This is a genomic window from Ferruginibacter sp. (assembly GCF_031391665.1).
Taxonomy (GTDB): domain Bacteria; phylum Bacteroidota; class Bacteroidia; order Chitinophagales; family Chitinophagaceae; genus Ferruginibacter.
Genome location: NZ_JANMUN010000251.1, coordinates 37,728 through 52,710, shown reverse-complemented (window position 1 = coordinate 52,710; position 14,983 = coordinate 37,728). Strand labels below are relative to the sequence as shown.

Sequence of the window (14,983 nt, the reverse complement as noted above, 5' to 3'; positions counted from 1 at the left end):
AAAGGATTTCCTCCGTCCCAATATGATCCGTATTAACCAGTGTAAGAATATCCTGATCGAAGATGTGACATTCGAAAATTCGCCCGCCTGGACAACACACCTGATGATGAGTGAGCACATCACTCTAAAAAATTTAAGGGTTAAAAATCCCTGGTATGGTACCAATACAGATGCGCTTGATTTGGAAAGCTGTAAAAATGCGTTGGTAGAAGATTGTAATTTTGATACCGGCGATGATGGCATTACAATTAAAAGCGGCAGAGATGCTGATGGCCGCAAGCGAGGCATGCCAACTAAAGATGTGATTGTAAGAAACTGTGTTGTTTATCATGCACACGGCGGTTTTGTGGTGGGCAGCGAAATGAGTGGTGGTGTAAATAATATGTTTGTAAGCAACTGTACTTTTATTGGCAGCGATATTGGCTTGCGTTTTAAAACTACCCGTGGCCGTGGCGGCATGGTAGAAAATATTTATGTAAACAATATCAACATGAAAGATATACCTGCCGAGGCTATTTTGTTTGATATGTATTACATGGCAAAAGACCCCGTGGTTTTAGCTGGAGAAAAAAGAGAGCCACCTGTTGTAGAAACAAAACCGGTAGATGAAACCACACCGCAATTTCAAAATTTTTATTTTAGAAATATTACCTGCAATGGTGCAGCAAAAGGAATTTTAGTAAGAGGCATTCCTGAAATGCACATTAAAAATATCCTTATAGAAAATGCAGTTATACAGGCCGATGAAGGAATAGATATACAGGAGGCCAGTAACATTACATTGAACAACGTTACTATGCTGAGCAAAAATACCAACCCGGTATTGTATGTTTTAAACAGCAATAATATTACCCTCAATAATTTTAAATACACCGACAGTGCAGATGTGCTTGCAATGGTGCAGGGAGAAAGAACAAAAGCGGTTAATATTTTAAATACTGATATTACAAAAGCAAAACAAAAATTGAAAGCTGGGTTTGGTGTAACAGCAGCACAAGTAAGTTGGGTAGTGCCGCAACCGGTAATGGAGAAGAAGAAAACTAAAGTAAAAAAGAAGTGAGCCCGTAGGGTGGGTGGGTCACTCTTTAAGAGTGGCTCAACCGGCAAAGAAAATAAAAGAAGCATCAAATTGAATGAACACAAAAAATAAAAAATCTGTACTGCTCAATTATGATGTAAAGAACAAGAGTACGACGCCAATGAAGACCAGTAAAGAAAAAATGCTTGTATCACAAACTTATATAAAACAATCTTCTCCGTTTCCCCTTTAGGGGATAGGGGCTAAAAATTTCCCGAAGGGGAATTATAATATGAAAAAGATAATTCTGATTGTACTAATTGCTGTTTGTGCAAATGCTATTGCACAAACACCTGGCGAAAAACTTGCCGCCACAGTAATGAACATTTGGAAAGATACCATACCTATTGGCAGTACTACCAAATGGAGCTACGATATGGGAGTAATTTTAAAAGGCTTTGAAGGTTTATGGATGAACACTGGAAATGCGGATTACTTTAATGCCATTCAAAAGAAGATGGATTATTTTGTAAAAGATGATGGCAGTATTAAAGGCTACGAAAAAGAAGAATACAATATCGATCATGTAAATAATGGCAAGCTGGTATTACTGTTGTATCGTGTTACCGGAAAAGAAAAATATAAAAAAGCGGCAGATTTGTTACGCAGTCAGTTAGCTACACACCCACGCACAAACGAAGGAGGCTTTTGGCATAAGAAAATTTATACCAATCAAATGTGGCTGGATGGTTTGTATATGGGAGCACCGTTTTATGCAGAGTACGCCATGTTGTTTCACGAAGACAGTGCGTTTAATGATATTGCCAATCAATTTATATGGATGGAGCAGCATGCACGGGATACTAAGACAGGATTAATTTACCATGCCTGGGACGAAAGCAAACAACAGCAATGGGCCAATAAAGAAACAGGTACATCACCCTTATTTTGGGCAAGGGCCATGGGTTGGTACAGCGATGCGTTGGTAGATGCACTGGATTATTTTCCTGCCACACACCCAAAAAGAAAAGCGCTGATAGATATTTTAAATCGGTTGGTAAATGCAATAGAAAAGCAACAAGATAAAACAACAGGCTTGTGGTATGATGTAATAAATTATAATGGCCCCGGTAAAGAAAAAAATTATTTTGAAGCCAGTGCAAGCTGCCAGTTTACTTACGCTATTGCAAAAGGCGTTCGCAAAGGATATTTACCGGCAGCAAAAATTGCCATTGCAAAAAAAGCTTATGAGGGTATTTTAAAACAATTTGTAAAGGAAGAAAACGGCCAAACCAATTTACACGGCACGGTAAAAGTGAGCGGACTTGGGGGCAAGCCTTACCGTGATGGCAGCTTTACTTATTACATGAGTGAGCCGGTAATTGTAAACGATCCTAAAGGTATGGGAGCTTTTTTACTGGCCAGTTACGAAATGGAAAATGTAAAAACACAAGCGGTTGGTAAAGGCAAAACCGTTTTGCTGGATCGTTATTTCAACAGCGAAAAAAAGAAAGATGCTACAGGTGCAAGTATATACTGGCATTATGCGTGGGAAGAAAGAAGCCATGGCGGTTTTTATACCTTAGGAAATATTTTTGAAAATAATGGTGCAAAATTAGCATCGCTGGATGTGGCGCCAACTGCAGCTAATTTAAAAGCTGCGTCGGTATATGTAATTGTAGATGCCGATCATAAAAGAGACAATCCTAATCCAAATTATGTAGCTGCAAATGATGTGAAAGCGATTACTGATTGGGTAAAAGCAGGTGGCACATTATTGGTAATGGCTAATGATAGTAACAATTGTGATTTAGTTCACTTGAATTTACTGGCGGAAAAGTTTGGCGTAAAGTTTACCGATAAAAGTTTGAACATGGTGAAGAATGATGTGTATGAACAAGGCGCTGTTTTACCGGGGGCTAACAACCCTGTTTTTAAATCAACAAAAAAAATGTATTTAAAAGAAGTAAGCGCTTTGGAAATAAAAGCACCCGCCGTAGCTAATGCTGTAAAAGAGGGTGATGTAATTATTGCTACGGCTGTTTATGGTAAAGGAAAAGTATTGATTGTTGGAGACCCATGGTTGTATAATGAATATGTTGATAACAGAAAATTATTGCCGGCCGATTTTCAAAATTATAAAGCGGCAGAAGATTTAGTAAAATGGTTATTAACTGCAACAAAAAAATGATCTTGAAAAAATATAAAAATATAGTCTTTCTTTTTTGTTCACTTTTTGCATGGCAATATAGTGTTGCACAAAACGATATTGTGGTGGCACAGGATGGCAGTGGTAATTTTAAAACCATACAGGAAGCCATTAATAGTTTGCCCAGCGATGACAGTAAGGGGCAACGCATTATCCTTATAAAAAAAGGCATTTACAAAGAAAAAATTTTTATTGATAAAAATTCTATTACCCTTCGTGGTGAAGATCCTAAAAATACCTGCGTGACTATTTCGCTGGCAAGAGAAGAGTGGCGCTGCAATAATAAAGATGATTATGGCACTGCTGCAATCAATTTACAGGGCAATGATATTACACTGGAAAATTTATCTTTCATCAATAGCTATGGCAAAGATGCCAAAGCAGATAAAGAAATAGTTTGCCCTAAAGAAGCCGGCAATATGAAAACCATAAAACCCGGTGGCCATCAAATGGCATTGCGTTCTTTTAAAAGTACCCGGCTGATTGTTAAAAATTGCATCTTCCGTGCTTATGGTGGCGATACGGTTAGTCCATGGAATACCTGGGAAGGCATGTATTATTTTAAAGATTGTGTAATGGAAGGTGGCGTGGATTTTTATTGTCCACGAGGCTGGGCTTTGGCCGATAACTGCACTTTTATTTGCCATAATAATAACGCTGCTATCTGGCACGATGGTAGTGATGTACAATCTTCAAAAACGGTATTGATCAATTGTAAATTTACCGGTGATGATGGATTTAAATTAGGCCGGTATCACAGGGATGCACAGTTTTATTTACTCAATTGCAGTTTTGCCAAAAATATGGCCGATGCAGAAATTTATTGGGTACCATCAAAAGAAAAAAGAGATTCTTTAAAATGGGGCAAAAGAATTTATTATTACAATTGCAAAACAAAAGGTGGCGATTATGCCTGGCATAAAAATAATTTGCCAGCCGATTTTGGCATCAACGAGTATAATGTGCCTTGGGTGTTTGATTACAAATGGAATCCGATCAAAGTAGAAGAAAATAGTAATTCTAAAGCTGAAGAGAGTGTATTGGTGCAGGAAGTAATTACCATAAAAGATACAACAGACCCTGTCGCAGATAATATGTTATTGTACCAGCGCAGCAATGGCGGCTGGCCCAAACATTTTCAGGGCGGTAACAAAGTAGATTATAACAAAACACTTACGGCTGATGAATTAAAACAATTAAAAGCCGGTTATGCAGAAGGTATTGATGCTACCATTGATAACGAAGCCACCACCAAAGAAATTAAATACTTAGTAAAATCTTATAAGGCTCATAAGGACGAAAGATATTTAAAAGCGGCAACAAAAGGCATTGATTATTTATTAAAAGCGCAATATACCAATGGCGGTTGGCCGCAGTTTTATCCCGATTTTAGCAGCTACCGCAGCCAGATCACTTACAACGATAATGCCATGATGAATGTGGTAACTGTACTGGAAGATATTGTTGCAGGGAAGAATGATTTTGAGGTAATAGACAGGGCCTATGTTGCAAAATGTAGTGGCGCTGTAAAGAAAGCTATTGATTGTGTATTGAAAACACAAATCAAACAAAAGGATAAACTAACAGTATGGTGTGCACAATACAACGCTAAAACTTTAGTACCCGAAATGGCAAGAAAGTTTGAACTGGCTTCTTTAAGCGGAAGTGAATCGGTGGCCATTGTACGTTTTTTAATGCGCCAGCCCAATCCATCAACAGAAATAATTACTGCTGTAACCAGCGCTGTGGAATGGTTTGAAAAAGTAAAGATTGTTGGTTATGCTGTTAAAGATATAAAAGCACCACAGGAAACCAGTGGCAGAGACAGGGTGCTTGTAAAGGAAAGCAACTCGGTGATATGGGCAAGGTTTTATACTTTACATACTAACGAACCAATATTTGTTGGCCGTGATAGTGAACCTAAAACGAGCCTGGCAGAAATAGAAAATGAACGCCGTGTTGGCTACGCTTACTATGGTATTTGGCCGGCTAAATTAATTAATGAAGAATATCCAAAATGGGCTGCAAAGTGGAAGTGAATTAATAAGTTATAAAAATGAAAGATAAAGTAAATTGTATAATATAAAACCAATCGTCACATTTCCTCTTTAAACAGTACGCTGTGCAGCAGGATAGGGACACAAAACTTTTAAAATGACATTATCAAAATTTACATTAAAAAATATTCAAGCCGGTAAGGTTGAAAATGTGCCTGATGGTATTTTTGAATTGCCGGAAAAAGTTTTGCAATTTGGTACCGGCGTTCTACTGCGTGGGTTACCCGATTATTTTATTGATAAAGCCAACCGCCAGGGAATTTTTAATGGAAGGATAGTAGTGGTAAAGTCCACTGCTGGCGGTGATGCGACTGCATTTGAAAAACAGGATGGGTTATATACTTTATGCATTCGTGGATTGGAGGATGGCGAAGCGGTTAGTAAAAATATTATTTGTTCTGCTATAAGCCGTGTGTTATCTGCAAAGGAAGAGTGGAGTACAATTTCAAAATGTGCACACAACCCCGAAATGCAAATTATTATTTCCAACACTACAGAAGTAGGAATAGAATTAGTGAAGGATGATATTCATCATCATCCGCCGGTTTCATATCCCGGAAAATTGCTGGCTTTTTTATACGAACGTTATAAAGCTTTTGATGGCAGTGCTCAATGCGGAATGGTAATTGTACCAACAGAATTAATAAGCGATAACGGAAAAAAATTAGAAGCCATTGTTTTAGAACTGGCACATTTAAATGGCTTGGAAGAAAATTTTATTGAGTGGCTGGAAAAATATAATCACTTCTGCAGTTCATTAGTAGATAGAATTGTACCGGGTAAACCTGATGCTGCTGCTCAAAAAATATTGCAGGATGAATTGGGTTACAGCGATGACCTGATAACGATGAGTGAAGTGTACAGTTTATGGGCTATTGAAGGCGATGAAAAAATTGCTGACGTATTATCATTTGCCAAAGCAGATAAAGGCGTTGTAATTACACAGGATATTAATTTATTTAAAGAATTAAAATTGCGGTTGTTAAATGGTACCCATTCATTAACCTGCGGTGTAGCATTTTTATCCGGTATTGTATCTGTAAAAGAAGCGATGGACAATCGGGTAATTTCTAATTTTGTAAACGATTTAATGTGCAATGAAATTGCAAAAGCGATCCCATATAATTTATCCGGAGAAGATGCCATAATTTTTGCCGGTAAAGTTTTAGACAGGTTTCGCAACCCGAGTATAGAACATCACTGGATAAATATCAGCCTTAACTTTACTTCTAAATTAGAAATGCGGATTGTGCCAGTTTTATTGCGTTATGCCGAATTGCATAAAACTTATCCGGAGAATGTAACACTCGGGTTTGCTGCGTATTTGGTTTTTATGAAAGCAGTAAAGCAGGAAGATGATATTTTTTATGGTAACTTTAATAACAGCAATTATCCAATAAAAGATCCCAAAGCAAAATATTTTTATGAGCAGTGGAAAAACTATTCCACACAGCAGGTAGTAAAAAATGTATTAACTAACATTTCTTTGTGGAATACAGATTTAACAACTATTCCCGGCTTTGCCGAAAAAGTAACACGAAATGTGGAAGATATTTTGAAGCATGGTATGAAAGAAGTTTTAAATGGAGCAACTATCGCAACTATCGAAAGCGCTTAATTAATAACATCCTAAGTCCCCCTTTAGGGGATAGGGGCAATTACAGATTATGAAGCAACAGGTTTTAAAAGTGCACCCAAAAGATAATGTGCTGGTGGCTTTGGCAGATTTAAAAAAAGGACAAGCTGTTGAGTTTGGCGGAGAAAATTTTATTTTACAAGATGATGTAAAAGCAAAACATAAATTTTTTACCACCGATTTGCAACAGGGCGATAAAGTAGTGATGTATGGCGTATTAGTGGGCACTGCACAAAAATTTATTTCAAAAGCAAGCTGGATGAGTACAGAAAATATTAAGCATGCAGCCGAACCATATTTTTTCCGCCATACTAATTACACATGGGCAGCACCTGATGTTTCAAAATACGCCAACCAAACTTTTAATGGTTATCACCGCAGCAATGGTGATGTGGGCACAGCCAATTACTGGTTGTTCATCCCTACCGTTTTTTGTGAGAACAGAAATTTAGATGTAATTAAAGAAGCCCTGCACAATGAATTAGGTTATGCGGTTGCAGATAAATACAAACAATACACTCACCAGTTAATAGAAGCATTTAAAAAAGGCCAGGCTATTGAAAGTGTAAATATTTTTGATACGCCGCCATCAGCTGTGGTAAACAGGCCATTTAAAAATGTTGACGGCATAAAATTTTTAAATCACCAGGGTGGTTGCGGCGGCACAAGACAGGACGCAGGTATTTTAGGAAAACTATTAGCGTCATATGCTAATCATCCAAACGTTGCCGGCGTAACGGTTTTAAGTTTGGGCTGCCAAAATTTACAGGTAGAAGATTTTAAAAATGATCTGCAAAATTTGAATCCGAATTTTGATAAGCCATTATATATTTTTGAGCAACAGCAATCGCAAAGCGAAGAACAGTTGATTGCACTGGCAATCAAAAAAACATTCGAAGGCTTAATAGAAATAAATAAAATAGAAAGACAGCCTGCACCATTGTCAAAATTATGCATTGGCGTAAAGTGCGGTGGCAGTGATGGTTTCAGTGGTATCAGTGCAAACCCGGCTGTTGGTTACTGCAGCGATTTAATGGTAGCGTTAGGTGGTAAAGTTTTACTGGCCGAGTTTCCTGAATTATGTGGAGCCGAACAAAATTTAATTGACAGGACAATAGATGAAACTGCAGCAAAAAAATTCATTCACTTAATGACTACTTATAACGATCAGGCATTAAGTGTAGGCAGCGGTTTTCACATGAACCCTTCTCCCGGTAATATTAAAGACGGATTAATTACCGATGCCATAAAAAGTAATGGTGCTGCATTAAAAGGCGGCACATCGCCGGTGGTGGATGTATTGGACTATACCGAACCTGCAACAAAACCAGGCTTAAGTTTAGTGTGTACACCGGGTAACGATGTAGAAGCAACAACAGGTAAAGCAGCAAGCGGCGCCACATTAATTTTGTTTACAACGGGCCTGGGTACCCCAACAGGAAACCCGGTTTGCCCTGTAATAAAAGTGAGTACCAACAGCAACCTTACAAAAAGAATGAACGACATTATTGATATAGATTGCGGCCCGGTGGTAGAAGGCGAAAAAACAATTGAGCAAATGGGCGAAATTATTTTAGACTACTGCATTAAAGCAGCCAGTGGAGAGATAATACCCAAAGCAGTATTGCTAAACCAGGATGATTTTATTCCGTGGAAGAGAGGGGTAAGTCTATAATTTTTATAATTTGTGCTTTTGATTATGGAGAATATAAATATTCAATATACAATGTTCAATTCTCAATATTCAAGGTAAGTACAATGCAGCTTTGGCTTTGTTTGTTTTCAGGAAATTATTTGAAATTTAACGCTATGCGTTTCTATTGAACATTGAATATTGAGAATTGATTATTGAACATTTATTTAAAAGAGCATTAATTTAATAGAAAGATATAATGAAAAAATTCTTAGACGAAAATTTTTTACTGCAAAGCAAAACTGCACAAACTTTATATCATGAGTTTGCAAAAGCAATGCCTATTGTTGATTACCATAATCATTTACCTCCCGATCAAATAGCAAATGATGTAAACTTTACAAACCTTACGCAGGTGTGGTTGTATGGCGATCATTACAAATGGCGGGCAATGCGTACCAATGGCATCAACGAAAAATATTGTACCGGTACTGCAAGTGATTTCGAAAAATTTCAGCAATGGGCTGCAACAGTTCCTTATACTTTACGCAATCCATTATATCATTGGACGCATTTAGAATTGCAACGTTATTTCAATATCAATAAAATTTTAAATGCAGATAGTGCAAAAGAAATTTATGACGAAGCAACGGCTTTATTGCAAACAAAAGAATACAGTGTAAGAGGATTGCTTGCAAAAATGAATGTAAAAAATTTATGCACCACCGACGATCCTACCGATACACTGGAACATCATAAAAAAATTATTGCTGATAATTGTGCTGTAAAAGTTTTACCGGCTTTCCGGCCTGATAAAGCCATGAATGTAGATGATGCTGCAACATTTAATGCTTATGTGCTTAAAGTAGAAGCTGCCAGTAATATTTCAGTAAGCAGTTATGGAGATTATTTAACGGCGTTAAAAAACCGCCACGATTTTTTTGCAACAATGGGAGCTGCTGTTTCCGACCATGGCTTAGAACAAATTTATGCCGAAGATTTTACCGATGCCGAAATTGATAGCATCTTTGATAAAGTAAGAAAAGGATCTACCTTAAGCCATACCGAAAATCATAAAATAAAATCAGCCATGCTGATCGAGTTTGCAAAATGGGATCACGAAAAAGGATGGGTGCAGCAATTTCATTTAGGCGCATTGCGTAATAACAATGCAAGAATGTTATCGCAGCTTGGCCCCGATACAGGGTGGGACAGTATTGGCGATTTTTCTCAATCAAAAGCATTGGCTAAATTTTTAAATACATTAGATAGTACAGATCAACTTGCAAAAACAATTTTGTATAATTTAAATCCTGCAGATAATGAATTGATGGCAACTATGGCAGGCAATTATAATGATGGCAGCGTTGCAGGCAAAGTGCAATACGGCAGCAGCTGGTGGTTTTTAGATCAAAAAGATGGTATGACCAAACAAATGAATGCTTTAAGCAACATGGGCTTGCTCAGTAAATTTGTAGGTATGTTAACCGACAGCAGAAGTTTTCTGTCTTTTCCACGCCACGAATATTTTCGCCGCTTACTCTGCAATATGTTTGGCGAAGAAATTGAAAATGGGGAGTTACCTAACGATATAGCATGGACAGGAAAAGTGATTGAAGATATTTGCTATAATAATGCCAAACAATATTTTGGATTTTAACGCAGTAAAAATTATTTTTTCAATGCCTGTTCAACAATTTTTATAAGGCTGTTCATGTCAAAAGGCTTTTCCATAAAATAATCGGCACCGGCTTTAATACATTCTTCCTCTACATGGGAGTGTGCCGATATCATTACAATGGGAATATGAGCAAAGGCGGTATTTTTTCTTAGCTCTTTACATACTTCCCTTCCATCTGCACCTGATAAAAGCATGTCCATTAAAATAACATCAGGCTTTAATTCTTTAATAGAAAATTGCAGCTCTTTAATATTATCTCTTACAGTAACATTGTATCCTTTAATGGTGAGCATAGTTTTCAACATTAAAAGAATATCCTGGTTATCATCAATAACTAAAATATGTGCGCCTTTAACTGACATTTTTTTCGTTTAAATTTTTTGTGCAGGGAAGTGAAAAAGAAAAAATAGAACCTTTGCCGGGTTCGCTTACTACTCCTATATCTCCACCGTGATTACGTATAATTTCCGAAGCAATAAATAAACCAATACCAAACCCTGGAAAAGTTTTTTCATTTTTTCCTTCTACCCTGTAAAAGCGTTCAAATATTTTTTTCTGATCAGTTTTGTTTATGCCAATTCCGGAATCCTCAACAGAAATTATTGCAATATCTTTTTCCACCATACTTTTTATTTTTATGGTACCCGTGCCGGGAGAATACTTTACTGCATTAGAAAGAAAATTGATTAATACCTGTCCAATTCGGCTTCTGTCTGCAAAAACAACAGGCTCATCTTCATGCGAAAAAATTATAGTTGCAGTAGGGTTAATATGCCTTATCTCTTCTGTAATTTCTACAACAAGTTCATTAATTTTAAAACTTTCTTTGTTTAAAGAAAGGCTGCCGGTTTTAATTTTAGAAAGGTCCAGCATGTCGGCAATTAAATCGGTAAGGTTTACAATTTGCTTATCAATAATGCCCAGCGATTTTTTTAAAAAGTCATCTTCGCTGTCGGTATGCATACTTTGTAGTATCTGTACATATCCTTTAATGGAGGTAACCGGAGTTTTTAATTCATGGCTGGCCATGCTTATGAAAAGATCTTTTTGTGCATCCATTTCTTTCATTTCCTGTATATCTGTACTGGTGCCCACCCACATCTGAATATTTCCTGCTGAATCTTTTTGCGGCGTGGCACGGCTAAGTTGCCAACGGTATTCGCCATCGTAACGTTTAAAACGGTGTTCAAATAAAAAATCTTTTCCAGTACTAATAGCGTTTAGCCATAGCCGGGTGTTTTCTTCCCTGTCATCTGGATGAACTATTTGCAGCCATCCGTCTTTATCAATTTCTTCGGCGGTAAGTCCGGTGTAATCATAAACCGATTGATTGAAGTAATTTAAATTTCCTTCTGTATCTCCGGTCCATACAAATTCCGGCATCGAATCTGCCAGTAACCGGAATTTTTGTTCTCTGCCAAGTAACTGCTGCTGATAATTTTTTTCTTCAGTAATGTCCCTCATTGTACCAATTAACTTGTCCGGTTGATTGTTTTCATCGTAAAAAACTTTACCTTTTCCTTCCATCCAGTGAATACTTTTATCGTTCCAGATTAGCCTGGCTTCGTAATGTAAAATTCCTGTAGATAGCGCTTTTTTGAATGCCCTTTCCCTGATACCAAAGTCATCAGGATGAAGATGTTTTATTAATTCATGATGATTTAATTCCACCCTGTTTTTATAACCAAAAATTTCAAGATACCTGTCAGAATAAATTACTTCTCTTGTTTTTACATTTAATTCCCATGTACCTAATTCGCTTGCATTAATTATTATGCTAAGCCTTTCTTCATCCTCCTTTAATTTTTTCTGATAAATTACACGTTCGTGAATATCCATACATGCACCTGTAAAACCATCAAAAATTCCTTCTGATGTAAAACGGGGAACTCCTTTAGCAGATACCCATCGGTAGTCTCCATCATGTCTTTTAAGGCGGTATTCAGAATAAAATTGTACTTTTTTTTCAAAAGCAGTTAGGTATTTATTCAGGTAGGTTTTAAAATCGTCAGGATGAATTCCGGCGGCCCATCCATTACCTTTTTCCTGCTCTAAAGTGCGGCCCGTAAATTCTAACCATGCAGTGTTAAAAAAATATCTCAATTTATCCGTACCGGCCATCCAAATAAATACAGGCGCACTGTTGGCAACATTTCTAAAACGCTGTTCACTTTCCAAAACAGAATTTTCATAATTTTTTTTCTCAGTTATATCTCTGAAGATCCAGGCCCAGGCATAAAATGTTCCATCCAGTCCTTTTACGGGGTAGCCAAAGCGCTCAATAATTTTTCCATTTTTAAATTCAAGTTCATCAATACTAGTTTCTGCAGGGTGGTCATAAAGATAGTTTACACGTTCAATAAATTGTTGTGGATTTACCAATTGATTCATCGCATAATTTAAGGCAGCAACATCATCTTTTTCTTCTACAATGTGTTGCGGCATATTCCAGGCTTCAACAAAGCGTTGATTGTAATTTATAATTTTGCCTTTGGCATCCACTAGCAATATCCCATCAAAACTTGCATGTTGATAAGCTTCCAGCAATGCAGTACGGTAGGCAAGATTTTCTTCAATATTTTTTTGCGTTGTAATGTTGGTGTTGGTACCAAACCAGTGCAATATTTTACCTTCTGCATCTCTTATAGCCGATGCACGGGATAAAAACCAATTATACTCCCCGGTTTTACTTTTAAGTGGAAAAGTATCTTCCCAGTATTCTCCTGTATCAAATGAATGTTGAATTTTTTTAACTACCCTTTCCACATAATCTGGGTGATGAACTTTTTGCCATCCCCAGCCCTGCATTTCTTCTAAGGATGTTCCTGTGTATTCGTACCATCGTTTATTATACCAGTATATCCACCCTTTATCATCAGCCATCCAGGCAAACTGCGACATATTATCTGCAAGAGTACGGAACTGCTCTTCACTTTTTTCAATTTGATACAGAGCATTCACAAGTTCTGCTTCTGCAATCTTTTGATCATTAAAATTTGTAAAAGATCCTATCCACTTTTCAATATTGCCGTTAGCATCCTTTATGGCTTCGCCATGTACATAAAACCATTCGTAATCGCCATTTTTACTTTTTAATCTAAGTTGTGTTCTGTATATATTTCCTGCAGTTAAACATTCAGTCCATGCGTTCACCACATTTTGTAAATCTTCCGGATGAACCATTTTTTCAAAGGAAGTTATATCATAAGGGTCTAAACCTGTATATTCTTTCCATCTTTTTGAAGCAAAAGTTTGATTACCATCTTTATCGGTTGTCCATACCAGTTCGGGTAAGGAATCAGCCAACTGCCTGAATTCTTTTTCGCTTTTTTCAATTTTTTTTCTTGCTTCAACTTTTTCTGTTACATCTATTGCGGTAATTTTTATTCCAGAAATATTATCATCTGCTTCAAATAACGGGGCATATTCAAAATCAACATAAAAATTTTCGGTTACTCCATTGTTTGTAAAGGATATGAATGCTTCAGATTCTGCATGTGCTTTACCAGTTTTATACACCTTATCCAAAAGTGCCGGAAATTTTTGGTTCTTTAATCCAGGAAAGACCTCTAAAATATTTTTACCTGTAACTTCACTCTCTTCTTTTCTCCAGATATTTTGAAGCAATGCCCTGTTAGCCATTTCCACAATAAAATCCGGCCCCTTTAATATTGCCTTAGGCACAGGAGATTGCATAACCAGGTCACGAAATTTTTTTTCGCTTTCTGTTATTTTTTTTGCAGATAATACCTGCGCTGTTATATCCTCCATCGTTCCATTAAAGCGGTAAGCAACCTTTTCATTATTAAACCATGCTTTGCCTCTTGCCAGAACAATTATTTCTTTTTTTGTTACAGGGTTAACTATTCTGTATTCAGCTTCGTAATTACCACCAGAAGAGTAGTCTAATGCTTTTTGTATAGCTGCAATTATTCGCTGCTGGTCTTTTTCGGCAATCACATTTATTGCTTGCCCTAATTCAATTTCCCCTTCAGGTTGTAAACCAAACCATTTCTTTAAGCGTTGGTTACCGGTAAATTTATTTGTAGCAGGATTATAGTCCCAGGTGCCCAATTCTGCAGCTTCAATTGCAAATTCCAATTGATCTTTATTTTCTTTTAATTTTTGCAATGTTTCTACTTTATCAGTAGTTTCATTACAGGTAACAAAAACACCTGCAGGTTTCCCCGATTCATCATTTACCGGGCTGTAACTAAATGTCCAGTAAACATCTTCTATTTTATTGTTTCTGTATATAGGTATTAGCTGGTCTTCGTTCCAGCTTGCTTCTCCGCCGGCAAGTACCTGATCTATTAGTGGTTTTATAATATGCCATATTTCGGTCCAGTGTTCTTCACCACGTTCTCCTAATATATAAGGATGTTTGCCTTCTTTTCCCAGGCTGGGGCGGTAGGCATCATTGTAAAAGCAAATTAAATCGGTTCCCCAAAATAAAAACATGGGAAATTTTGAATTGAGCAGAATGCTTAAAGTGGTACGTAAACTTTGGGGCCATGTTTCAGGATTACCAACACCGGTTTTACTCCAGTCTTTTTCACGGATAAGTGCGCCCATTTCGCCTCCGCCGGAGAGAAAGGAAAATTTGTCTTTTGAGGTAGATTTATTACCGGGGCTTATCATTCGAATTTTAATGCTTTACCAGCTTTCAAAAATAACATATATTTTCTAAAAGTAATTATCTTTTAAAACAGATAAAACAATGCGTTAGCAGGCATTTAACATAGTGGG

At 37.0% G+C, this 14,983-nt stretch carries 8 protein-coding genes; 6 read left to right on the top strand and 2 right to left on the bottom strand.

Features of this window, described 5'->3' with window-relative positions; translation table 11 throughout:
- The 6 genes from ACY651_RS19285 to uxaC all read left to right on the top strand — a co-directional run.
- On the top strand, nucleotides 1-1,060 hold a 1,060-nt coding region (locus ACY651_RS19285; protein WP_462255141.1), incomplete at its 5' end, for a glycoside hydrolase family 28 protein.
- Between the two features lie 250 nt (nucleotides 1,061-1,310).
- Nucleotides 1,311-3,209, top strand: coding sequence for a glycoside hydrolase family 88 protein (locus ACY651_RS19280; RefSeq protein ID WP_462255140.1), 1,899 nt, complete (start codon nucleotides 1,311-1,313; stop codon nucleotides 3,207-3,209).
- 2 nt (nucleotides 3,210-3,211) lie between these two features.
- Complete coding sequence (gene pelA, locus ACY651_RS19275; RefSeq protein ID WP_462255139.1) at nucleotides 3,212-5,266, top strand: pectate lyase; 2,055 nt, start codon at nucleotides 3,212-3,214, stop codon at nucleotides 5,264-5,266.
- A 115-nt stretch (nucleotides 5,267-5,381) separates the two neighbouring features.
- A complete protein-coding gene (locus tag ACY651_RS19270; protein ID WP_462255138.1) occupies nucleotides 5,382-6,902 on the top strand; it encodes a tagaturonate reductase in 1,521 nt (506 codons plus the stop codon).
- A gap of 49 nt (nucleotides 6,903-6,951) precedes the next feature.
- Nucleotides 6,952-8,595 (top strand): UxaA family hydrolase, encoded by a 1,644-nt coding sequence (locus ACY651_RS19265; protein ID WP_462255137.1) that lies wholly within the window; start codon nucleotides 6,952-6,954, stop codon nucleotides 8,593-8,595.
- A 217-nt stretch (nucleotides 8,596-8,812) separates the two neighbouring features.
- On the top strand, nucleotides 8,813-10,213 hold the full coding sequence (uxaC, locus tag ACY651_RS19260) for a glucuronate isomerase (RefSeq protein ID WP_462255136.1): 1,401 nt from the start codon (nucleotides 8,813-8,815) through the stop codon (nucleotides 10,211-10,213).
- Nucleotides 10,214-10,224: 11 nt separating this feature from the next.
- Here the strand turns inward: uxaC and ACY651_RS19255 are convergent, their stop codons facing one another.
- Both ACY651_RS19255 and ACY651_RS19250 read right to left on the bottom strand, forming a co-directional pair.
- A complete protein-coding gene (locus ACY651_RS19255; protein ID WP_462255135.1) occupies nucleotides 10,225-10,596 on the bottom strand; it encodes a response regulator in 372 nt (123 codons plus the stop codon).
- Complete coding sequence (locus ACY651_RS19250) at nucleotides 10,586-14,875, bottom strand: PAS domain S-box protein (RefSeq protein WP_462255134.1); 4,290 nt, start codon at nucleotides 14,873-14,875, stop codon at nucleotides 10,586-10,588. The genes ACY651_RS19255 and ACY651_RS19250 overlap by 11 nt, the downstream gene beginning before the upstream one ends.
- Nucleotides 14,876-14,983: the final 108 nt, after the last annotated feature.

Excerpts from the sequence above, each read along its gene's own strand:
- uxaC (WP_462255136.1), top strand. The coding sequence starts at position 8,813 with ATGAAAAAATTCTTAGACGAAAATTTTTTACTGCAAAGCAAAACTGCA.
- ACY651_RS19280 (WP_462255140.1), top strand. The coding sequence starts at position 1,311 with ATGAAAAAGATAATTCTGATTGTACTAATTGCTGTTTGTGCAAATGCT.
- ACY651_RS19250 (WP_462255134.1), bottom strand. The coding sequence starts at position 14,875 with ATGATAAGCCCCGGTAATAAATCTACCTCAAAAGACAAATTTTCCTTT.
- ACY651_RS19265 (WP_462255137.1), top strand. The coding sequence starts at position 6,952 with ATGAAGCAACAGGTTTTAAAAGTGCACCCAAAAGATAATGTGCTGGTG.
- ACY651_RS19255 (WP_462255135.1), bottom strand. The coding sequence starts at position 10,596 with ATGTCAGTTAAAGGCGCACATATTTTAGTTATTGATGATAACCAGGAT.
- ACY651_RS19270 (WP_462255138.1), top strand. The coding sequence starts at position 5,382 with ATGACATTATCAAAATTTACATTAAAAAATATTCAAGCCGGTAAGGTT.